This is a genomic window from Streptomyces sp. NPDC059787 (assembly GCF_042732315.1).
Classification (GTDB): Bacteria; Actinomycetota; Actinomycetes; order Streptomycetales; family Streptomycetaceae; genus Streptomyces; species Streptomyces atrovirens.
In genome coordinates, this window is the sequence record NZ_JBHWHX010000057.1 from 20,584 (window position 1) to 41,425 (window position 20,842).

At 72.2% G+C, this 20,842-nt stretch carries 17 protein-coding genes and 3 pseudogenes; 6 read left to right on the forward strand and 14 right to left on the reverse strand.

Annotation, left to right across the window (positions count from 1 at the left end; genetic code table 11):
• Window positions 1–102: 102 nt before the first annotated feature.
• The 6 genes from ACFV5H_RS33325 to ACFV5H_RS33350 all read right to left on the reverse strand — a co-directional run bounded on the left by ACFV5H_RS33325 (window position 103) and on the right by ACFV5H_RS33350 (window position 4,874).
• The gene (locus ACFV5H_RS33325; RefSeq protein WP_030863721.1) at window positions 103–288 is read right to left on the reverse strand and encodes a hypothetical protein; all 186 of its coding nucleotides are present in this window, start codon (window positions 286–288) and stop codon (window positions 103–105) included.
• Window positions 289–453: 165 nt separating this feature from the next.
• Window positions 454–1,149 carry a L,D-transpeptidase family protein gene (locus ACFV5H_RS33330; protein ID WP_385055498.1) on the reverse strand — a complete coding sequence of 232 codons (696 nt, stop codon included), beginning with the start codon at window positions 1,147–1,149 and terminating at the stop codon, window positions 454–456.
• Window positions 1,150–1,292: 143 nt separating this feature from the next.
• Window positions 1,293–2,093: an SDR family NAD(P)-dependent oxidoreductase gene (locus ACFV5H_RS33335; protein ID WP_385198556.1), complete on the reverse strand. Its 801-nt coding sequence runs from the start codon at window positions 2,091–2,093 to the stop codon at window positions 1,293–1,295.
• A 50-nt stretch (window positions 2,094–2,143) separates the two neighbouring features.
• Window positions 2,144–3,058: an SDR family oxidoreductase gene (locus ACFV5H_RS33340; protein WP_385198558.1), complete on the reverse strand. Its 915-nt coding sequence runs from the start codon at window positions 3,056–3,058 to the stop codon at window positions 2,144–2,146.
• A 101-nt stretch (window positions 3,059–3,159) separates the two neighbouring features.
• Complete coding sequence (locus ACFV5H_RS33345) at window positions 3,160–3,789, reverse strand: MBL fold metallo-hydrolase (RefSeq protein WP_385055491.1); 630 nt, start codon at window positions 3,787–3,789, stop codon at window positions 3,160–3,162.
• Complete coding sequence (locus ACFV5H_RS33350; RefSeq protein ID WP_385055488.1) at window positions 3,789–4,874, reverse strand: S-(hydroxymethyl)mycothiol dehydrogenase; 1,086 nt, start codon at window positions 4,872–4,874, stop codon at window positions 3,789–3,791. The genes ACFV5H_RS33345 and ACFV5H_RS33350 overlap by 1 nt, the downstream gene beginning before the upstream one ends.
• A gap of 133 nt (window positions 4,875–5,007) precedes the next feature.
• On the opposite strand from ACFV5H_RS33350, the gene ACFV5H_RS33355 reads away from it, so the two are divergent.
• The 4 genes from ACFV5H_RS33355 to ACFV5H_RS33370 all read left to right on the forward strand — a co-directional run bounded on the left by ACFV5H_RS33355 (window position 5,008) and on the right by ACFV5H_RS33370 (window position 9,332).
• A complete protein-coding gene (locus ACFV5H_RS33355; RefSeq protein WP_385055486.1) occupies window positions 5,008–6,762 on the forward strand; it encodes an ABC transporter ATP-binding protein in 1,755 nt (584 codons plus the stop codon).
• 121 nt (window positions 6,763–6,883) lie between these two features.
• Window positions 6,884–7,249 (forward strand): nuclear transport factor 2 family protein, encoded by a 366-nt coding sequence (locus tag ACFV5H_RS33360; protein WP_385055484.1) that lies wholly within the window; start codon window positions 6,884–6,886, stop codon window positions 7,247–7,249.
• A 315-nt stretch (window positions 7,250–7,564) separates the two neighbouring features.
• Window positions 7,565–7,828, forward strand: a complete 264-nt coding sequence (locus ACFV5H_RS33365; protein WP_385198560.1) for a hypothetical protein — start codon at window positions 7,565–7,567, stop codon at window positions 7,826–7,828.
• A gap of 268 nt (window positions 7,829–8,096) precedes the next feature.
• Entirely contained in the window at window positions 8,097–9,332 is a 1,236-nt protein-coding gene (locus ACFV5H_RS33370; protein WP_385198561.1) for a YncE family protein, read from the forward strand.
• Window positions 9,333–9,415: 83 nt separating this feature from the next.
• On the opposite strand, the pseudogene ACFV5H_RS33375 reads toward ACFV5H_RS33370, so the two are convergent.
• The 3 genes and pseudogenes from ACFV5H_RS33375 to ACFV5H_RS33385 all read right to left on the reverse strand — a co-directional run.
• Window positions 9,416–9,580: pseudogene (locus ACFV5H_RS33375) on the reverse strand (GTP-binding protein); the annotation flags it as partial.
• Window positions 9,581–9,748: 168 nt separating this feature from the next.
• Window positions 9,749–10,246: pseudogene (locus ACFV5H_RS33380) on the reverse strand (multicopper oxidase domain-containing protein); the annotation flags it as partial.
• Window positions 10,247–10,664: 418 nt separating this feature from the next.
• Window positions 10,665–11,165 carry a metallophosphoesterase family protein gene (locus tag ACFV5H_RS33385; RefSeq protein ID WP_385055476.1) on the reverse strand — a complete coding sequence of 167 codons (501 nt, stop codon included), beginning with the start codon at window positions 11,163–11,165 and terminating at the stop codon, window positions 10,665–10,667.
• A gap of 213 nt (window positions 11,166–11,378) precedes the next feature.
• On the opposite strand from ACFV5H_RS33385, the gene ACFV5H_RS33390 reads away from it, so the two are divergent.
• Entirely contained in the window at window positions 11,379–13,316 is a 1,938-nt protein-coding gene (locus tag ACFV5H_RS33390) for a glycosyltransferase family 2 protein (RefSeq protein WP_385198562.1), read from the forward strand.
• A 211-nt stretch (window positions 13,317–13,527) separates the two neighbouring features.
• On the opposite strand, the gene ACFV5H_RS33395 is transcribed toward ACFV5H_RS33390, so the two are convergent.
• The 5 genes and pseudogenes from ACFV5H_RS33395 to ACFV5H_RS33415 form a co-directional block, all read right to left on the reverse strand.
• Complete coding sequence (locus tag ACFV5H_RS33395) at window positions 13,528–14,340, reverse strand: hypothetical protein (RefSeq protein WP_385055472.1); 813 nt, start codon at window positions 14,338–14,340, stop codon at window positions 13,528–13,530.
• A 408-nt stretch (window positions 14,341–14,748) separates the two neighbouring features.
• Window positions 14,749–15,024 (reverse strand): annotated as a pseudogene (locus tag ACFV5H_RS33400) (sugar phosphate nucleotidyltransferase); the annotation flags it as partial.
• Window positions 15,025–15,124: 100 nt separating this feature from the next.
• Entirely contained in the window at window positions 15,125–15,304 is a 180-nt protein-coding gene (locus ACFV5H_RS33405; protein ID WP_073935341.1) for a hypothetical protein, read from the reverse strand.
• A 137-nt stretch (window positions 15,305–15,441) separates the two neighbouring features.
• Complete coding sequence (locus ACFV5H_RS33410; protein WP_385198563.1) at window positions 15,442–15,861, reverse strand: CBS domain-containing protein; 420 nt, start codon at window positions 15,859–15,861, stop codon at window positions 15,442–15,444.
• Between the two features lie 100 nt (window positions 15,862–15,961).
• Window positions 15,962–18,403 carry a SpoIIE family protein phosphatase gene (locus ACFV5H_RS33415; protein WP_385055466.1) on the reverse strand — a complete coding sequence of 814 codons (2,442 nt, stop codon included), beginning with the start codon at window positions 18,401–18,403 and terminating at the stop codon, window positions 15,962–15,964.
• A 236-nt stretch (window positions 18,404–18,639) separates the two neighbouring features.
• Between ACFV5H_RS33415 and ACFV5H_RS33420 the strand changes: the two genes are divergently transcribed.
• The gene (locus tag ACFV5H_RS33420; RefSeq protein ID WP_385055463.1) at window positions 18,640–20,784 is read left to right on the forward strand and encodes a SpoIIE family protein phosphatase; all 2,145 of its coding nucleotides are present in this window, start codon (window positions 18,640–18,642) and stop codon (window positions 20,782–20,784) included.
• The last annotated feature ends 58 nt before the right edge of the window (window positions 20,785–20,842 follow it).

Below are 20,842 nucleotides of genomic sequence, written 5' to 3' on the forward strand. Positions count from 1 at the left end.
ATGCCGTGGCAGAGGGCCGAGGTCGGTGCGAGAAGGGCACCCGTTCGCTCACGGGTGCCCTGTCGACGGGATCACGATCCGAGGGGATCGGCCGGCAGCCGGTCAGGCGGCCCTGGCCGGCTGCGGGAGGGCCGAGGCCCACTCCTGGACCAGGCGCTGGTACTCCTCGCGCTGTTCGACGCTCAGTGTCCCGCCCGACCGGAGCCACAGGGCCCGGATCTCCTCGTTGACCTCGGCAGCCGATCGCTCGGAGGAGGGTTCAACAGTGGTGGACATGCCGTGAAGCATACGGCGCCGGACGTGAAGGCGCTGTGAGTAATCGCACGCACATCGGGCATTTCGGGCAGTGTTACTGATCACGTCCATCTGCCAAGGAACGTGGGCGAGTTCACATCCGGGCCCCGGGGAAGCTCCCGGACGCGAGGCGCCCGGCGGACCGGGCGCCCGTGGCGATCAGGTGCCCGGCTTGCGGCCGTACACGTAGACGTCGTCGCCGTTCTTCAGCAGCGACCAGTACTTCTTGGCGGCGGTCTTCGTCATGTTGACGCAGCCGTGGGAGCCCGGCGGGTTCCACATGCTGACGCCGACCGAGTGGAAGGCCTGGCCGCCGTCGAAGAACTGGCTGTAGGGCATCGGCACGTCGTAGATGGTCGAGACGTGGTCGATGTTGCGCCAGTAGATCTTCTTCAGGCCGGTGCGGGTCTCGTACCCGTTGCGTCCCGTGCGGACCGGGACGGGGCCGTAGACGAGCTTCTTGCCGTCCTGGATCCAGCTGAGCTGGAGCGTGAGGTCCACGCAGGCGATACGACCCTTGTTGGTGGGGCACTTGCCCGACTTGTTCGGGTTCTTCCCGACGGCCTTCTGCTTGTTCATCAGGTCCATCACGCCCCAGGTCACGGGACCGGCGTACCCGATGTTCGGCGTGATGCCGTGCTTGGTCTGGAAGGAGCGGATGGCCTTGCAGTCGGCGGAGGACTGCTTTCCGTCGACCGGGCGGCCGAGGAACTTCTCCACCTTCTTCTGGTACGGGCCCGCCGAGGTGGTGCAGCTCGCGGCCTGTGCCGGTGTCGCGCCCAGCGCGAGTGTGAGCGGAGCCACCAGCGAGGTGACCCCGAGGATGACGGCACTCCGTCTACTTATATCCCCCATGGTCCGTTTTGCCTTTCCGCAGAAGTGGGCGCATGGCCTGCGCACTCTGCCAGGTAGACGACCCAACTGGAAAATCGGTTGTGCGGACGAACCGGGGTGCGACCGAACGGTGACATCCGGTCAACAGGGCCGAGAATGATCGACTATCGCGGTGGGATCCCGCCCAGCGCCTGCCGGAATCCCGCGTTGACCGCCGTGATGCCGCCGTCGACGGCGAGGGTGGTGCCGGTGATCCACGCCGCGTCGCGGGAGGCGAGGAAGGCGACGGCCGCCGCGATGTCCTCGGGCTCGCCGACCCGGCCCAGCGGGTAGAGGCGCCGGGCCGCTTCGAGGTCGTCGTCCCGGCCCGCCCAGGCGCGGGTGCGGACGGTCCCCGGTGCGACGAGGTTGACCCGGACCCCGCGGGGCGCCGCGTGCCCGGCGAGGGTGCGGGTGAGGGAGATCAGGCCCGCCTTGGCCGCGCTGTAGGCGTGGTTGCCGAAGTCCTGGAGGCCGTTGACGGAGCCGACGCTCACGATCGCGCCCCGGCCGGAGGCGGCGAGGTGCGGGAGTGCGGCGCGGCAGCAGCGGTACGCGCCGGTGAGGGTGACGTCGAGGTCCGTGGCCCACTCGTCGTCCGGCTCGTCCTCGAAGCGGGGCGCGTCCGGGGTGCAGTGGGCGGCGTTGTTCACCAGGACGTCGAGCGAGCCGAAGGCGCTCACGGCGTGCGCCACGGCCGCCTCGACCGTGGCGCGGTCGGTCACGTCACAGGCGAAGGACTCGGCCGTGAGCCCCCGCTCCCGCAGCTCCGACGCCGTCCGCTCCGCCGCGTCGGGGTCCGCGTCGGCCACCAGGACCCGCGCTCCCTCCTCGGCGAAGCGCAGGGCGGTGGCCGCGCCGATGCCGCGTGCCGCCCCGGTGATGAGAACCCCGTACCCCGCGAAGCGCCTCGTGTCCGTCGTCATGGTGTGACGGTAGCCGCCGGGGCGATCACCGCGGCAGGGGTCGGAGGCGATCAGCGGTAGCCGGTGACGTCCGCCGGCTTGCCCGCGTCCTGCACCTCGACGAGGTAGCGCCAGGCGTCCGGGCGGCTGCCGTCGAGGTCGGTGAAGCCGTACTCCCGGGCGAGGCCGCCGCTGGAGAGGGAGGTGCCGTTGAAGCGGGCCACGTCCGGGTCGGTGGCGAGGGCGGTGACGGCCCGTCCGACGTAGCGCGGGGTCTCGGAGACGGCGAAGTGGGGGACGTCGTCGAGGGCGTCGCGCCAGTTGTCCTCCCGTACGCCGAAGTGGTCGAGCATGATCTCCGAGCGGAGCCAGCCCGGGGTGAGGGCGACGGCCGTGGCGCCGCGCGGGCCGAGTTCGTGGCCGAGGGCGAACGCCATGCGCAGGACGGAGGACTTGGCGAGGTCGTAGAAGAAGGAGACGCGGTAGTGGTCGCGGTTGTAGTCGGCGGTGCCGTCGGTGACCTCGACGACCAGTCCGCCGGGGTGGCGCAGCAGCAGCGGCAGCGCGTGGTGGCTGGTGATCGCGTGGGTCTCGACGGCGAGGCGGAGCAGGCGCAGGCCCTTGTCCAGGTCGTGCTCCCACACGGGTGCGTCCCAGTCGAAGAGGGTCTCGCCGCCCCAGATGTCGTTGACGAGGACGTCCAGCCGGCCCTGTTCGCCGGCGATCCGGTCGACGAGTGCCTTCACCTGCCCCGGTTCGAGGTGGTCGGCCGGCACCGCGATGCCCCGGCCGCCCGCCTCGGTGACCAGGTCGGCGGTGTCCTCGATGGTCTCGGGGCGGTCGTACTCGGAGCGGCGTTCGCGGGTGGTGCGGCCCGTGACATACACGGTGGCGCCCGCCGCCCCCAGTTCCACGGCGATGCCCCGTCCTGCGCCCCGGGTCGCCCCGGCCACCAGCGCGACCTTACCCTTCAACTGCTCCGACATGTACGGCCTCCCGTCAGCGGCTCTCTGCTGTCGCTTCGAGCGTGACGGGTAAGCCGGACATCTTCTGTCACCTTTTCGCGCCGGTCACCCGGGCGGGCCCTTCAGTGGCCGCGCGCGATCCATTCCTCCAGGTGCGGGGCCTCCGCACCGATGGTGGTCGGGTCGCCGTGGCCGGTGAGGACCTTGGTCTCGGGCGGGAGGGTCAGCAGCCGGTCCCGGATCGAGTCGATGATCGTCGGGAAGTGGGAGAAGGAGCGGCCGGTGGCGCCCGGACCGCCCTGGAAGAGGGTGTCGCCGGTGAACACGGCCCCCAGCCCCGGGTCGTACAGGCAGACCGCGCCGGGCGCGTGCCCCGGGGTGTGCAGCACGGTGAGGTCGGCGCCGGCGGCCTCGATCACCTGGCCGTCGACGAGCCAGGAGTCGGGGTCGCGGTCGGGGTGGGTCTGCTGCCACAGGTGCAGGTCGTCGGGGTGCAGCCAGATGGTGGCGCCGGTGCGCTCGGCGAGGGCGGGCGCGGCGTCGATGTGGTCGTTGTGGGCGTGGGTGCACACGATGGCGGTGAGGCGGCGGTCCCCCACCGCCTCGGCGATGGCGTCGGCGTCGTGGGCGGCGTCGATGACGATCGCCTCGTGGTCGTCGCCGACGATCCACACGTTGTTGTCGACGTCCCAGGTGCCGCCGTCGAGGCTGAACTGCCCGGAGGTGACGAGTCGTTCGACGCGGGCGGCCATCACAGCACCACCACCGAACGCAGCACGTCGCCCCGGTGCATCCGCTCGAACGCCTTCTCCACCTCGTCCAGCCGGACGGTCTCGGTGACGAACGCGCCCAGGTCCAGGCGGCCCTGGAGATGCAGGTCGATCAGCATCGGGAAGTCACGGGAGGGCAGGCAGTCGCCGTACCAGGAGGACTTCAGGGAGCCACCGCGGCCGAAGACGTCGAGGAGCGGCAGTTCGAGCTTCATCTCCGGGGTGGGCACGCCGACCAGGACGACCGTGCCGGCCAGGTCACGGGCGTAGAAGGCCTGCCGGTAGGTCTCGGGGCGGCCGACGGCCTCGATGACGACGTCGGCGCCGAAGCCGCCGGTGAGTTCGCGGATCGCCTCGACGGGATCGGTCTCGCGGGAGTTGACGGTGTGGGTGGCGCCCATGGAGCGCGCGGTCTCGAGCTTGCGGTCGTCGATGTCGACGGCGATGATCTTCGCCGCTCCGGCGAGCCGGGACCCGGCGACCGCCGCGTCACCGACGCCGCCGCAGCCGATGACGGCTACGGAGTCGCCCCGGCCGACGTTCCCGGTGTTGATCGCGGCGCCGATGCCGGCCATCACGCCGCAGCCGAGCAGCCCGGCGACCTGCGCGGAGACGGCGGGGTCGACCTTGGTGCACTGTCCGGCGGCGACCAGGGTCTTCTCGGCGAAGGCACCGATGCCCAGGGCCGGGGAGAGCTCGGTGCCGTCGGTGAGGGTCATCCTCTGCTTCGCGTTGTGGGTGTCGAAGCAGTACCAGGGGCGTCCGCGCAGACAGGCGCGGCACTTCCCGCACACCGCACGCCAGTTGAGGATCACGAAGTCACCGGGCTCGACGTCGGTGACGCCGTCGCCGACCGACTCGACCACGCCCGCGGCCTCGTGGCCGAGCAGGAAGGGGAAGTCGTCGCTGATCCCGCCCTGCTTGTAGTGCAGATCGGTGTGGCACACCCCGCAGGCCTGGACCCGGACGACCGCCTCACCGGGGCCGGGGTCGGGCACGACGATCGTCTCGATCCGCACCGGCTCGTCCTTGCCGGGTGCGATCACGCCGCGTACTTCCTGCGCCATGCTGCTGACTCCTTCATCTGCCGTGTCCGTACCCCCGACCCTACGCGGGAATGATCGCTTCCGCCGCCCGCCGTGCGGTGGGTGCGCCCCCGCGACGTAGCCTGAACCTCCGACCGACGCCGAGGGGGGCGACGTGAGCATCGCGGCAGAGGAATCCGGCCCGCCCGCCTGGCGGCTGCTCCTCGGATACGTACGACCGCACCGGTGGGCCCTGCTGGGCGGCGCCGTGCTGTCCCTGATGACCGGGGCGACGGGGCTGATGCTGCCGCTGGTGGCCCGGGACCTGATCGACGACCTCTCGGACGACCGGGCGATCACCGGCGCGCTGCTGCTGATGTCGGCGCTCGTGGTCGCCAACGCCGTGCTGGGGGCGCTGGGTTCGTATGTGCTGCGGCGCACCGCCGAGTCGGTGGTGCTCGGGGCGCGGCGCTCGCTGTCGTCGTATCTGCTGCGGCTGAGGATCACCGCCGTGGACCGCAGTGAGCCGGGCGATCTGATGGCCCGCATCACCTCCGACACCACCCTGCTGCGCGAGGTGACCACGGACTCGCTGGTCGGTCTCGGCACGGGCGGGCTGACGCTGATCGCGACCGTGGTGCTGATGGGTTTCGTGGACCCGGTGCTGCTGGGCGTCACACTGGGGGTGATCGCGCTCGCGGGCACGGTGCTGGGGGTGATCGTGCCGCACATCAACCGGGCCTCCCGGCAGGCGCAGGACGCCGTCGGTGTGATGGGTGCCTCGCTGGAGCGGGTGCTCGGCGCGCTGCGCACGGTCAAGGCGTCCGGTGCCGAGCCGCGGGAGGAGCGCGCGCTGCACGAGGCCGCGCAGGAGTCGTGGCGGCAGAGCGTGCGCGCCGCCAAGTGGTCGGCCGCGGCGGGCAACACGGCCGGCCTCGCGATGCAGATCGCGTTCATCACGGTGCTCGCGGTGGGCGGCGCGCGGGTGGCGACCGACGCCATCGACATCGGGACGCTGGTGGCGTTCCTGCTGTTCGTGTTCTATCTGATGTCGCCGATCCAGCAGGTCGTCGGCGCGCTCACGCAGTACCAGACGGGCAGCGCCGCCCTCGCCCGGATCCAGGAGGCGCTGCGGCTGCCCGCGGAACCGGCCGCCGGACCCGCGCGGTTGCCCGACACCGGAACGGCGCCCGCCGCGCTGGCCTTCGAGGACGTCCGCTTCCGGTACGCCGACGACCTGCCGTACGTCCACCACGGGGTGACGTTCACCGTGCCCGCCCAGGGCATGACCGCGTTCGTCGGTCCGTCCGGCGCGGGCAAGACCACCGTCTTCTCCCTCATCGAGCGGTTCTACGACCCCGGCTCCGGCGTGATCACGCTCGACGGCCGTGCTCTGGCCGACTGGGAGCTGCCGCGGCTGCGGGCCGCGATCGGGTACGTCGAGCAGGACGCGCCGGTGCTGTCGGGCTCCCTGCGGGACAACCTGCTGCTGGGCAACCCCGAGGCGGACGACGGCACCCTGACGCGGGTGCTGAAGACGACCCGGCTCGACGGTCTGGTGTCCCGGCTGCCGGACGGGCTGGACACCCTCGTCGGGCACCGCGGCACCAAGCTGTCGGGCGGGGAGCGCCAGCGGGTCGCCATAGCCCGCGCCCTGCTGCGCCGCCCCCGGCTGCTGCTGCTCGACGAGGCCACCTCGCAGCTCGACGCGGTGAACGAGGCGGCGCTGCGCGACACCGTCGCCGACGTGGCGCGTACGACGACGGTCCTGGTCGTCGCACACCGGCTGTCCACGGTCACGATGGCCGACCGGATCGTGGTGATGGACGCGGGCCGGGTACGGGCCGTCGGCACGCACCGGGAACTGGTGACCGCCGATCCGCTGTACGCGGAGCTGGCGGCCACGCAGTTCCTGGCGACGGCCGAGTGAGCGGCGCGGGACGGCAGGGGCCTGGCTTGCCGTGCCCGGCGGGCCGGAGGACGCTCGTAGGAGAGGCCGTCCCGGCCCGCCGGAGGTCCGGACCGCGGCCCCACGAAGGAGGTGGGTCGTCATGACGACCGCGTCACAACCCGTCTTCGGCACCGACACGCTGCGCCGGGGCATCGAGGCGGAGACGTCGGCGAACCTGGTGTCGCTCTACGCGGACGACGCGGAACTGCGCGTCGTGGACCGCAACACCCAGCCCAGCCACCCCAAGGTCCTGCACGGCCGGGACGAGATCGCCACCGTGCTGGACGACGTCTACAGCCGCGACATGACACACACGCTGGAGGCGTGCGTCGTCCAGGGCGATCACGCCGCCTACTGCGAGAGCTGCCAGTACCCGGACGGGGTGCGGGTGCTGTCGGAGTCGATGCTCACGCTGCGGGACGGCAAGATCACCGGACAGGTGATGATCCAGGCCTGGGACGAGTAGGAACGCCGGTACGGAGGTGATCAGCGCATCCGCGCGCTGTACCGCATGACATCGCCCGCCCGCACACCGTACTCGGGCCGGCCGGTGGTGAACGTCCGCTCCAGGCCGAGGACGGCGCCCGTGGCCGGGTCCGGGCTCTTCGGCTGTTGGCGGTTCCACCGCGCTTTCCTGCGTGAATCGGGCGTGTCTTTGTGGGGGGGGCGGTCGTCAGGTCGATCGGATGCGGGGGTGTGCCGGGTCCGGGGCTGAGGCGGGGGCAGTGGTGAGCAGGTGGGTCGGCGGCTTCTGTGTCAGCGGGTGTCCTTCCTGGCCTCCTTGTGCCAGAAGCCGACCGAGCACCTGGTGGCTTCCCGGCGGGACGAGGACTCGCTGGATGTGCCGGCCGCCGCTCCCGCCGAGGGGGTGCACGTCTCGGACCGGGTACGCCGGGCGGCCGAGGAGTACGCGGCGCGCACCCTGCGCCTTGCGCTGCACCGGCGCACCTCGGTGGCCGCGGTCCCGGCGACCCGGCCGGGCGGTCCTGGCAGACGCAGCGGGGCGGAGTGGCCGCGGTGCGGGTCCTGCCGCCGGCCGGGGTGAGCGGTGCGGAGATCAGCAACCGGACCCGGCGGGTGAGCGCGTGTCCGGGCAGGCACGGAAGCCGCCCGCCGGGTCGTGCGAGCTGGAGGACCCGCCCGAGGCCGCCGCGCGGGTACTCCTGGCCGCGATGGACCGCCGGCAGGTACCCGGGCGGTCGACGGCACCCAATTTTGTCGTGTACGCGGTCTTGTCGCGGGCGGCTCCCTTCCTTACTTTTCAGTAAGTTGCTTTTCAGAGCACGTGATTCCGGATTCTGGAGAGAGCCGTCATGCCGGTCCGCAGAACCAGGTACCTGTGCGCCATCGCCGCCGCGCTCGTCCTCGCCGCCACGGCGCCCACCGCCGCGACCGCCGATTCCTCCCCCGCCCTGCGGGAGGTGCTGTTCGTCGGCAACAACTGGGACGGCACCGCCGATGTCATCGAGTCCACCGGTGACTTCGCACGGATCGGCCGGATCGACGTCATCCCGGACAAGGACGAGCGGATGGCCGAGATCAACGCCGACCCGATCCGCTGGATCTACTTCATGGCGATCCGGAGCGGCGTCGGCGAGGGCCACGACCAGTTCGTCGACGACATGTACTCCACCCCGGACGGCACCTCGGTGGTGGTCTCCCGGCCGAGCTTCGCCGACGTGGTCTCCCTCGACCTCGCCACCGGGCGGGTCAACTGGCGCTTCCCGGTGTCGGGTTACCGCTCCGACCACATGGCGGTCTCCCCCGACGGCAAGCGCGTCGCCGTCTCGGCCTCGACCTCCAACACGGTGCACGTCCTGGACATCGGGACCGGTGAGCAGCTCGGCTCGTTCAAGACCGGCGACAAGCCGCACGAGAACGTCTTCAGCAACGACGGCAAGTACATCTGGAACATGTCCATCGGTGAGGTGAACACCGCGCTCGACGCGACCTGGCTGGACTGGACGAAGGGCGACCGCCGGATCACGGTCGTCGACGCGACCACCTTCAAGCAGGTGAAAGTGCTCGACATGCGTGAGCGGCTCGACGCCATCGGTCTGAAGGACCACTCGGACGCGGTGCGCCCGGCCGCGTTCTCCCCGGACGAGTCGAAGCTGTACTTCCAGGTGTCGTTCTTCAACGGCTTCTTCGAGTACGACGTCGCCACCGACCGCATCACCCGCACCAAGACCCTGCCGAAGAACCCGGCCACCAGCGACGACCGCACCACCTGGGTCAACGACTCACGCCACCACGGCATCACCATGAAACCCGACGGCACCAAGCTGTGCGTGGCGGGCACCATGGACGACTACGCGACCGTCGTCGACCGCGCGACCCTCCAGCAGGGGCCGCTCGTCACCGCGTCCAAGCCGTACTGGGCGACCGTCAGCGGTGACGGCAGGTCCTGCGTGGTCTCCGAGAGCGGCGCCGACCGGGTCACCGCCATCGACTTCGCGACCGGCGAGAAGACCGTGTCCGTACCCGTCGGCGACCACCCGCAGCGGGTGCGCCTCGGCCATGTGGAGGCCGGCTGGTCCGGCGCGTAGTGCGCGAAGGCGCTCTCCGGCCCGCCCTCGCCCCGGGTCAGCCCCGGCAGCCGCCGCTCCAGCTCGTGCACCCGGCCCGCCGGCACCGTGCCGTCCAGCACGCCGAGCACGCGTTCCACCTCGGCGACGAGGTCCGGGTGGCCGGGCGTCTCCAGGAGGCCGACCGTGATGTCGTCGAGCGGGAACGGGACGACGGCGGACTTGACGGTGATGCCCCGCCAGATCGCCGGGGCGGTGAAGTCCATCCGGTGGTCGTGGTACCAGAGCAGCGCGGCACGCTGGTCGAGCGGATCCGTGTACTCCCGTGTCGCCCTGCTCGTCACCGCGCGCGGGTCGTGCGCCCTGTGCGCCCCGCCGTGGCGGCGGGAGGCGGGGGCGGGCCAGCCGTCCGGGAGGACGAGGCCGGTGGGGTGACCGTCGGACTCGGCCGGGGTGTGTCCGCCGTGCGGGTGCACCACGGTCGGCACGGGAAGCTCGTTGCGGTGCAGCACGGTGACCGGCCGGCCGCGACGGGACTCGATCGTGGGGCCGGGACAGGTGCCGTTGCAGGTCCACAGCGTCGTCGGCACCCCCGGCAGGATCCGAGCGGTCACCTGACGCTGGGTGATCTCGTACCGGTCGGTGCCCCCGGAGGTGCCGGCCGGCGCCAGAACGGACGGGATCGGCAGGGGCACGGTGTACGGCTCGGGCAGCGGTACGGCGCTGCGCAGCTGCTTACCGGTACCGCCCGGGCGGCGCACCGGCGCGGCGGCGGCCGTACCGCCCCCGGCGACCAGCCCCAGCGCGGCGCCGAGCCCGAGGACCCCGCGTCGCGTCGACTCCGTGCCGGGCACGGTGTCCCGGAGAAGGCTCCGAGGGGGCTCGGTGCCGTACGGGTGGGCGTTCAGCCCGCGTGGGGCCGACCGGTCGGACATGGGTGCACTCCCGGCGCGACGTGTTCGCGCGTGCGTGGTGGATGGTCGCGGCGTGCTGCACGCCGAAGGGATGTGCGGCAACGGACCGTCCGACAACTCGCCACATACTGCACTTATTCGAACACGGCAACCAGTACCGACACCACTGCCGTCCGCCTGTTCACGTGAGGCCGGAGCGGTCCGTCCGGCCCCTCCAGCGCTCCTGATTCACCTGACTCACCCGACTCACTCGTTTCCCGCCGGTCACGAAGGAACGGCGACCGGATGATCCGGAGGAAAACCTGACAATCAGGTGTGTGACTCCCCGGAAGGGGGGTAGTCGCCCGGTATCACCTCCGATCGTGGGAAGGAGGTCCGTGAGAGCGCACCTACTCGCAGCGTCCGGGCCGCTTCCACCGACACGAAGCGGCCCGGCCCATCAGCGCGGGGGCAACCGGTGGAGTTCCACCTCCGTGAGCCGGCCCCTGGTGACCGTGGCGGTCATATAAGTGCAGTGGGGCTGCCGGCGGCGGTCCGTCGGTGATCCCGGGTTGAGCAGGCGAAGTCCCGTGGGAGCGGTGGTGTCCCACGGGATGTGACTGTGCCCGAACACCAGCACGTCAACCTCGGGGAAGCGTGCGGCGCACCGATTTTCCCGTCCCCGCGCCGGACCCGTCTCGTGGACCACGCCGAAGCGCAACCCGTCGAGATCCGCGTACGCGATCTCGGGCAGCCGGGCCCGCAAACCGGGTCCGTCGTTGTTGCCGTACACGCCGACGAGTCTGCGGCTGCGACTCTCCAGGAGATCGAGAGTGGCGGTGTCGACCCAGTCCCCCGCGTGCAACACGACGTCCACATACGGGAGTTGATCCAGCAGCGGCTCGGGAAGCCGCTTGGCGCGCTTCGGCAGATGGGTGTCGGAGGTCAGGAGCAGTCGCACGAACGGCAGCCTAGGCGGCGCCGTGCCCCGGGTGGGACGCCACGCCTCGAGTGATCCGGCGGGCACGCCGATCGGCGGGTGCGGGAGGCCGTCACGGCGGGCTCTCGGCGGCGAGGCGCAGCGGGGAACGCGGTGGCCGCGGCACTACGATCGGGCGACGCATACCAAGCCCGTACGTTCGAGGGCAAAAGACCCGAAGGGCCCCACATCCAGATGCCGGTCAAGGTCAGCGTCATCATTCCCGTGTACAACCCGGGGACCTACATCGAGGACTGCGTCTCCTCGCTGCGGCGGCAGTCGCTGCCGCCCGACGAGTACGAGGCGATCTTCGTCGACGACGGCTCGACCGACGGGACACCGGCCCGGCTCGACCGGCTCGCCGCCGAGGACCCCCGGATGCGGGTGATCCACCAGGAGAACTCCGGCTGGTCGGGCAAGCCCCGCAATGTGGGGATCGACGCCGCGCGGGGCGAGTTCGTAATGTTCGTCGACAACGACGACTACCTCGGCGACGAGGCCCTGGAGCGGATGTACGCGTACGGCGTGACCCACGGCGCCGATGTCGTCGTGGGGAAGATGGCCGGCAAGAACCGCGGGGTGCCGGTGGAGTTGTTCCGCCGCAACCATCCGCGGGCGACGGTCGAGAACGCCCCGCTGATCGACAGCCTCACCCCGCACAAGATGTTCCGCCGGGAGTTCCTCGACCGTATCGGGCTGCGGTTCCCGGAGGGGCGGCGGCGCCTGGAGGACCACGTCTTCGTCACCGAGGCGTATCTGCGCGCGGACAACGTGTCCGTGCTCAGCGACTACGTCTGCTACTACCACATCAGACGCGACGACGCCTCCAACGCCGGTTTCCAGCGCTTCGACCCCGTGGGGTACTTCGGCAATCTGCGGGAGGCGCTCGACGTCGTCGAGCGGTACACCGAGCCGGGCGCGGTACGGGACCGGCTGTTCCGGCGCTGGCTGCGGGTGGAGATGGTGGAGCGGCTGCGGGCCCGGCGGCTGCTGGGGCTCCCGGACGACTACCGCAGGGAGCTGTTCGCGGAGATCCACAAGGTCGTCGTCGAGCGGTTCGGCCCGGGTGTCGCGGCCGGGTTGCAGCCGACGCAGCAGGTCGTCGCCGCTCTGGCCGAGGCCGGCCGGTACGACGACGTGGTGGCCTTCGCCGAGTGGGAGGCCGGGATCGCGCCGACGGCGGCGCCCGTGGGCGCGGAGTGGCGAGACGGCTCGCTGCACATCGGTTTCACCGCCGAATACACCTCCGCCCGCGAGCCGATGACCTTCCCCGCGGACGCCGCCCTCACCCCGCTGGCCGACACCCCGAAGAACGTGGAGGAGGCGGTGGCGTGGGCCGGCGCTCAGACCGCGGCCCGGTTCGGGCAGGCCACCGCGGATCTGCTGCTGCGTGAACGGTCCAGCTCCGCCCAGTACTTCCAGCCCGTGGAGTTCACCCGGGAGACGGTTCCCGTCGACGGCGGTGAGCGGGCGCGGCTGGTGCTGCGGGCGACCGCGACCGTCGATCCCGCGAAGCTGCCGGGCGACGGGGTCTGGGACGCCGTCGTACGGGTGAAGCTGGGCGGCTGGACCAAGGAGTGCCGGCTGGGCCCCGCCCCGCGCGCCACGCGCCCCGAGCCGTGCGCGGCTGTGACCGGCCGCCGCGCGGTCCTGCCGTACTGGACCGAGCCGCACGGAAATCTCTCGCTGGACACGGGTGTCCAGGGCAAACGGCTCGGTCTGGGCGGTGTGCGGCGGCCGGACGTCACCGTCTCCGGGGCCCGGCTGAGCGCCCGGATCCCGTTGCACGCGGCCGAGGGCACCCGGGTGGGGCTCAGGTTCACCGCTTCCGGCAGGGCGCTGCACGCGTCCGGCACGCTCACCGGTGAGGCGGACGGGCCGGGCTCCCTGCTGGAGGCCACGCTGCCCGCCCGGCTTCCCCGGGGGATCTGGCAGGTCGCCCTGAGCCCGGACCCCGATGCCGCGCAACCCGCCTGGAGCGGGCTGCCGTTCGCGCTCCGCTCCGGCGGCGGCCGGATGCTGGTGGTGCCCGTACCGAGCCCCGGAACGGCGCGGAGACTGGCGCGCGGAGTGCGGCGCGTGCTCGGCGCCGTCCGTACGAAGGCGGCTCCCGTGATCAGCGGAAGACGGTGACGGAGGGCGGGCGCCGGAGACCGGCCTGCGGGTGGGCCCGCCCGGCCGGAGGAGATCGCCCCGGTGCCGCCCTCGACGGTCCGTGAACCCGGTTCGGACGGCGACGTCGTGAGGGACCGCGCCCGCACACGGATCCGGTGGATCCGGCGTACGGCGGCCACGGGGTGGGCCTCGTCGTGAGGCCCACCCCGTGCTGCCGACCGCTTCGGAGTCAGGACTTGGCGTAACGCTGCTTCAGGACACTGCGCTTGTTGGAGCCCTCGGCGTTCTTGCCCTTCTCGATGATCACCAGGTTGTGGTAGAAGTGCACGCCGACCACGTTGCGGTCCGTGTAGGTCGGCTCGTAGCTCTCGTCCACGAACTCCTCGTAGTTCAGCCCGTCCGTCAGACGCTTCAGCAACCCCATGCTGGTGTCCTTCGCGTCGAGGTCCTCGCTGCCCATCCATTCGGGCCAGTACGACGACTGCGTGTCCTCGACGGCGTAGATGCCACCGTCCTTGAGCAGGGGGAAGAGCGTCTCGAACGTCGTGATCACGTGCGGGCTGCGGTGGCTGCCGTCGTCGATGACGACGTCGATCCCGCCGATCTTGTCGGCGACCGCGTTCAGGGAAGCGGGGTCGGACTGGTCACCGATGAAGGTCGTGATGCGGTCCTCGTCGACAAAGGACTTGTCCTGGATGTCCATTCCGAAGATCTGCGCGTCCGGGAAGAATGCCTTCCACATACGCAGCGACGCCCCGCCCTGGCCGGCCCGACTGTATCCGCCGATCCCGATTTCCAGAAGGTTGAACTTCTCGTTCTTCAAGTGCTGGAGATGGCGCTGGTAGTGCCGCGTGTAACGGTGCGTCCCCCATTTGTCCGTCTTGAAGTGCACAGCCAGTTTGCTGAGGTCGTGGGAGATGGCATCCAGTCCGGTCGGCTTGACCGGCGCGGCCGGCTTGACCGTGATCTGTCGCTTCAACCGGCGCAGAACCCGCACGTTCTTCTCACCCAACGCGGACTTCACCATTGGCCTGATCGACATCGCGAGACGTTCCTTTCACTGGGACAGCTCTTTACGGACGAGGGGAAGTGCTTCGCGTCCGGCGACGTCCGCGCTCGCACCGGGCATTTCCTCCGGCGCGGCCCGCTCGCCGGTGGGTTCGGTGCCGCCGATGTCGCAGGCCTCGTCGGGGCGGGGCGGGCAGACCGGCGTCGCGGCCGTCGCCGTGCGCCGGCTCCGGCCGGGACGACCGAGTTCGAGGTTGCCGAGGGTTTCGGCGCAGGTGAGCGCGCCCGGCGCGGTGCCCGTCGGCGCGTCGGACGCGAGCAGCGTACGGACGCAACGGCCGGCCCCCAGCAGGTGGACGGCGCTGCCGGTGTCCTTCCGGCAGCCCTGGACGACCGTGCGGCGCACGTCGGCGCGGGGGTCGACCGGATACCGGACGGCGGGGGCGGTCAGCGCCGCGTGGGCCGGTCCCGGAGAATTCCCCTGGGGAATGCAGGCGGCCTGCGGACAGAATTTCGATTCGTCACCGACCGCGTCCTCGATCTCCGCGGCCGTGTCACCGACGGCGGTCCCGACGTCGCTGATGCCCGCGTCCGTCAGGGACTCCGGCTCGTGGAAGAGCGCGGGTCTGTCGGCCACGGGCACCAATTGTTCGAGCGAGGTGCGGGTGATCGGCCTCAGCCGGGTTCCGGCACCGCCGGACAGCACGAGAGCCTTCATTCGGCTCACCATAGTCGTGTTCCGGCTTGTGGAACGTCACTTGCTTTGTTCGTGCGTCACGAAATCCCGCGAAAGAGCGGGACGGTCGCCCGGACGCGGGCTAATCATCGCCTCTTACGATGTTTCCCTCCACACTCGTGTTCGGGGTGGTGGAGGTGGTACCGCGGTCCACGGCGGGGAGGCAGGTCCGCAGCGGGTCCTTGCCGCGCAGTCGCCGGGCTCGCGCCCAGCCGGTCTCCGCCCGGCGGGGTCGGGGCTGGTCAGTGGTCTCCGAGGTCACGACTCATCATCTTCCTTCTGTCCGCTGCCCTCCGGGTCCCCGGCGCCGTGCCGGACAAACACCCGCCCGCCGTACAGGCCTCCGCCTCCCGACGCCCCGGCCCGGACGGGAAGTTCCCGTCCGGGCCGGCGTCCTCGTCAGATGTTGGGCCGGGCCACGCTGATGTCGCCCAGGGCGGACTCCGGGTCGCGCTCCATGGCGGTGTCGCCCAGCGAGACGACGCCGACGGGGCGGCCTTCCTCGGCGACCGGAACGCGGCGCACGGCGTGTTCGCGCATCAGCCGCACCGCGTGGTCCAGGTCGTCGTCCGGTGCCACGGTCACCAGGTCGTCGCTGCACGCGCCGGCCACGGTGGTGTCCTCGGGATCGCCGCCCCGGGAGACCGACCGCACCACCAGGTCGCGGTCGGTGACCAGTCCGCGCAGCCGGTCGCCGTCGGTCACCAGGACGGACCCGAGGCCGCGGTCGCGCATGATGCGGGCGACCTCCGCGACGGAGGTCTGCGGCCCGACGGTCACCGGCGCGCCGGTCATGATGTCGCGCACGTGCTGTGCCATGACGTTTCCTCTCTCCTGTCTCTCGGTGGCGTCCCGGGTACCCGGCGGAGCGGTACGGTCACCGGGCGCGGGCGTTCCCGGCCGGCGGACCCGGCGGCCGTCAGGGCCGCAGCACGAACTCCGCCCACACCTGCTTGCCCCCGCTGACCGGAAGGGTTCCCCAGCCGGCCGACACGGCCTCGACGAGGAGGATGCCGCGGCCTCCGGTGGCCTCCCAGCCGATGCTGGTGGGCTTCACGGGGGTGCGGGGCGAGGCGTCGGCGACCGCGAGGCGCAGCCGGTCGTTGACCAGGGAGATGTCGAGACGGACCGGCCCTTCGGTGTGCACGAGGGCGTTGGTGACCAGTTCGGAGACGACGAGCAGGGCTCCGTCGACGTCCGCGGTCACCCCCCAGGAGCGCAGGGTACGCCGGGTGAAGCGGCGGGCGTGCCCGACCGCCTGGGGCACCCGCCACACCGTCCAGCTCTCCCGCAGCGGGCGGGAGGTCATGCCGTCGTAGCGCATCAGCAGCAGGGCGACGTCGTCGCTGCGCGGGGCCTTGCCGAGCAGGGCGTCCGCGACGGGCCCGAGGTGGGCGGGGTCGGCGGCGGACAGCTGCCGGGCGAAGCGGTTCATGCCCTCGTCGATGTCGGAGTCCGGGGACTCGACCAGGCCGTCCGTGGTGAGCGCGAGCATCGTGCCGGGTCGCAGCCTGAGCGGGCTCATGGGGAAGTCGCTCTGCCGCACCACGCCGAGCGGCGGGCCGCCCTCGGCCTCCGCGATCTCGGTGCGGCCGTCCGGGTGGCGCAGCACCGGCGGCAGATGGCCTGCGCGGACGCACCAGGCGAAGCCCTCCTCCATGTCGACGTCGACATAGCAGCAGGTGGCGAAGAGGTCGGTCTCCATGTCCATGAGGAGCCGGTTGGCGTGGGAGACCACCACGTCCGGGGGGTGTCCCTCGACGGCGTAGGCGCGCAGCGCGGTGCGCATCTGGCCCATGAGGGTGGCGGCGCCGGCGCTGTGACCCTGGACGTCGCCGATGACGAGGGCGACGTGGTTGTCCGGCAGCGGGATCACGTCGTACCAGTCGCCGCCGAGCTCCAGACCTGCGGTGCTGGGCAGATAGCGGGCGACGGCGACCGCGCCGGGCAGCCGGGGCAGGCGGCGCGGCAGCAGCTGGCGCTGGAGCATGCCGACCAGTTCGTGCTCCGCGTCGAAGGCGCGGGCCCGCATCAGGGCCTGTCCGGCGAGGCCGGCGGCGGCGGTGAGCAGGGCACGTTCGTCGGGGCCGAAGTCGTGCGGGGTGTCCCAGCCGATCAGACAGGCGCCGGCTATCCGGTTCCCGGCGGGCAGCGGCAGCATGGCCAGGCCGCCGGGGCCGACCTCGGCGAGGGCGGTCTCCAGCGGGGAGCCCGCCGGCCAGATCCGGGCGCGGCCCTCGCGCAGGGCGGCGGCGAGGGTGGGCATGGTGCGCACGGGCGCGTCGGGCCACTCGGTGCGCCACTCCGCGCGCCACAGATCCGGCCAGGCCTCCGGTTCCGGCGGGTCGAGAACGGTGACGACGAGCCGTTCGCTCTCCAGCTCGGCGAGCGCGATGCGGTCGGCCCGCAGCGGCCGGCGCAGCGCGGCGACCACGGCCCTGCCGACGTCGCGGACGGTGACCGCGGTGGCGAGCGCGGCGGCGAGGCGCTGGATCCGGGCCACGTCCGTGATGTCGGAGCGCAGCGTGGAGGCGTCGGCGACGGAGCCCACCAGCCGGGCGGGGCGCCCCTCCCCGCCGTGCACCAGCCGGCCGCGCAGCCGCAGCCACTTGGGCGGGCCGGTGGGCTGGAGCACCCGGAACTCCAGTTCGCGGTCGCCGATCGTCATGTGGTCGGCCTCGACGACGGACATCAGCGAGGGCAGGTCCTCCGGCACCGTCAGGCCCAGCAGGGTCTCGACCCGCCCGTCGAAGTCGTCCGGGTCGAGGCCGAACAGTTCCAGGATGTCCTCGCCGACCCGGACCCGCCCGGTGTCCATGGCGAGGCTGAAGCCGCCGGGCCGCAGGTCGGCGCCCTCGGCGGTGGCGGCCGGCGCGGGGAGGGCGAGGGCGTCGGCGACGAGGCCGAGGCAGAAGCGGTCGTCGGCGTCGAAACCGTCGGCGCGCTCGCTGACCGCGAGCAGGCAGCCGCCGCCGCGCAGGGGCAGCGCCGCCAGGAAGAAGTCACGGCTGGGCACGCGCCGTGACTGCGCCTGTGCGGCGAGGTCGGCCGGGCCCAGCCACACCGGCCGCCCGCGGTGGGCCTCGGCCACCGGGGCGTGCCCGGCGACGGGGTAGCTGTCCCGCACCCCGCACAGGGTTCGCGGCACCCCGACGGACTCCGCCAGGTACAGCAGCTCTCCGTCCGCGCCGGCCGTGTACACGGCGGCGAACGCGGCACCGGCGAAGACGAGGGCCTGCTCCAGGATCCTGCGCACCCGTTCGGGTGACTCGGGGTCGACCGCGATCGCCGTCAGGGCGCCTTCCGCACTCAGCGTTCTCGTGCTGCGTCCCGCAGCGCCCTCACTGACCACGTTGGCCATTACAGCGCTTATGGGGCACCCGCGCAGCCCCTGTGCGCGTTCGGCGGCTCCCGGGGTGCGCGGGGCGCGGAACACCCCGGTCGGCCCTACGGGCCGGGGTCCGGGGCATACGGAGGGTGCGTGGCCCCGCGGGGCGTACGGTCCCCTTCCCCGTAGCTCGTCGTGCGCGACGGCCCGGCAGGGGGGAGATTGGGTCCCGGGACCGGGTGGCGCGGCCGTGCGAGGAGGTGGTCGGCGTGTCCGAGGGGCAGTCGTCCGCGCGGACGCCGCCGGGCGGGCGGGCACCGGTCGGCCGTCCGCTGCTGTCCCTGACGCTGGCCTCGATGATGGACGAGGTGCACGCCCACTCCGGGGCCGTGTACCTGCTCTCGCCGGACCGTCCGGTACTGGAGATGGCGGTGATGGCGGGGCTGCCCCGCGCCTTCGCGGCCCCGTGGGAACGGGTGGGGCTGAGCGCGCCGATCCCGGTCTCCGACGCGGTGCGCGAACGACGGCTGGTGTGGGTGGGCGGCGAGGAGGAGATGGCCCGCCGCTATCCCCGGATCGCCATGGTGCTGCCGTACCCCTTCTCGCTGGCCGCGCTGCCGGTGGCGACGGGGACGAAGGCGTACGGCGCGGTCTTCGTGACCTGGCCCGGCACGCATCCGCAGGAGCTGTCCGACTGGGAGCGCGATCATCTGACCGCCGCCTGCGACCGGCTCGCGGTGCGGCTGGAGCGGGCCGCCGAGCAGAGCCTGCCGCTGGCACCGGAGCCGGATCTGCTGGCGGCGCCGCTGGTGGGCGGCATGGCCGGCACGCTCGGCACGGTGGAGGCGGCACGGATGGTGTCCCGGCTGCCGTACGGCCTGTGCTCGCTCGATCTGCACGGGCGGGTCGGCTTCGCCAACGCCGCCGCCGCGGAGCTGCTGGGCGTTCCGGCGAACCGGCTGCTCGGGGCCCAGATGTGGGCGTCGGTGCCGTGGCTGAACGATCCCGTGTACGAGGACCGGTACCGGGCCGCGCTGTTCAGCCAGCACGTCACCTCGTTCGTCGCGCTGCGCCCCCCGGACGAGTGGCTGTCGTTCCGGCTGTATCCGAGTACCACCGGACTCAGTGTGCGGATCAGCCGGGCGCGCGCGGTGACGGAGATGAACCGCGCGGCACCGCGGTCCGGGCAGGGGCAGCCGCGGCTGGTCACCATCACCCAGGTGCTGAGCCTGGCGGGTGCGCTGACCGAGACGGTCGGGGTGGAGGACGTGGTGCAGCTGGTCGCGGCCGAGGTCCTCCCGGCCGTGGGCGGCCAGGGGCTGGTGATCCTCGGGTCCCGGGCGGGCCGGCTGCGCGTGCTGGGGCACCAGGGGTACGCGGACGCGCGGGTGGTGGAGCGGTTCGACGGGATGCCGCTGTCGGAGCCGACCCCCGGCAGCCAGGTGCTGCGGTCCGGTGTGCCCGCCTTCTTCGAGAGCCGGGAGGAGGTCGAGCGTCTGTATCCGGCGCTGCTGGTGAACCCGTCCGAGTTCGCGGCGTGGGCGTATCTGCCGCTGATCGCCTCGGGGCGCCCGGTGGGGACGTGCGTGCTGTCGTACGCGGCGCCGCACCACTTCACGACGGAGGAGCGGGCGGTGCTGACCAATCTGGCGGGGCTGATCGCCCAGGCGCTGGAGCGGGCCATGCTCTACGACGCCAAGCACCGGCTCGCGCACGGGCTGCAGGAGGCGCTGCTGCCGCACACGCTGCCGTCGCTGGCGGGGATCGAGGCGGCGGCCCGCTATCTGCCGGCCACCCAGGGCATGGAGATCGGGGGCGACTTCTACGACCTGGTGCCGACGCAGGGGATGGCGGCGGCGGTGATCGGGGACGTGCAGGGGCACAACGTGACGGCGGCCGGGCTGATGGGACAGGTCCGTACGGCGGTACGCGCGTACACGGCCGTCGGGCAGGCGCCCGAGGAGGTGATGCGCAGCACCAACCGGCTGCTGCTGGACCTGGGTTCGGAGCTGTTCGCCAGCTGTCTGTACCTGCGGCTCGACCCCGCGCACGAGCGGGCCGTGATGTCCCGCGCGGGTCATCCGCCGCCGCTGCTGCGCAGACCGGACGGGCGGGTGCGGGTGCTGGACCTGGCCGGGGGCCCGCTGCTGGGCATCGACGGCTCGGCGGCGTACCCGTCGACCGAGGTCGGCCTCTCCCCCGGTTCGCTGCTCGTCCTCTACACCGACGGTCTGGTGGAATCCCCCGGCACCGACTTCGAGGACGCCGTCGCCGACCTGTGCCGCCGTCTCACCGACCTCGGCGACCTGCCCCTGGACGATCTCGCCGACGCCCTGGTCCAGCACGGCGCGGACGCGGAGAACCGGCTGGACGACATCGCCCTGCTCCTCCTACGGGCCCTGCCGGCCGGCTGACCCGGCCCCGCTCCAGGGGCGCGGGGAACCGCGCGAACGGGGGTCCGGGGGCGGAGCC

Bases quoted from the DNA above. Each gene is read 5' to 3' on its own strand.
- ACFV5H_RS33325 (WP_030863721.1), bottom strand. From the start codon at position 288: ATGCTTCACGGCATGTCCACCACTGTTGAACCCTCCTCCGAGCGATCG.
- ACFV5H_RS33330 (WP_385055498.1), bottom strand. From the start codon at position 1,149: ATGGGGGATATAAGTAGACGGAGTGCCGTCATCCTCGGGGTCACCTCG.
- ACFV5H_RS33335 (WP_385198556.1), bottom strand. From the start codon at position 2,093: ATGACGACGGACACGAGGCGCTTCGCGGGGTACGGGGTTCTCATCACC.
- ACFV5H_RS33340 (WP_385198558.1), bottom strand. From the start codon at position 3,058: ATGTCGGAGCAGTTGAAGGGTAAGGTCGCGCTGGTGGCCGGGGCGACC.
- ACFV5H_RS33345 (WP_385055491.1), bottom strand. From the start codon at position 3,789: ATGGCCGCCCGCGTCGAACGACTCGTCACCTCCGGGCAGTTCAGCCTC.
- ACFV5H_RS33350 (WP_385055488.1), bottom strand. From the start codon at position 4,874: ATGGCGCAGGAAGTACGCGGCGTGATCGCACCCGGCAAGGACGAGCCG.
- ACFV5H_RS33360 (WP_385055484.1), top strand. From the start codon at position 6,884: ATGACGACCGCGTCACAACCCGTCTTCGGCACCGACACGCTGCGCCGG.
- ACFV5H_RS33370 (WP_385198561.1), top strand. From the start codon at position 8,097: ATGCCGGTCCGCAGAACCAGGTACCTGTGCGCCATCGCCGCCGCGCTC.
- ACFV5H_RS33390 (WP_385198562.1), top strand. From the start codon at position 11,379: ATGCCGGTCAAGGTCAGCGTCATCATTCCCGTGTACAACCCGGGGACC.
- ACFV5H_RS33395 (WP_385055472.1), bottom strand. From the start codon at position 14,340: ATGTCGATCAGGCCAATGGTGAAGTCCGCGTTGGGTGAGAAGAACGTG.
- ACFV5H_RS33410 (WP_385198563.1), bottom strand. From the start codon at position 15,861: ATGGCACAGCACGTGCGCGACATCATGACCGGCGCGCCGGTGACCGTC.
- ACFV5H_RS33415 (WP_385055466.1), bottom strand. From the start codon at position 18,403: ATGGCCAACGTGGTCAGTGAGGGCGCTGCGGGACGCAGCACGAGAACG.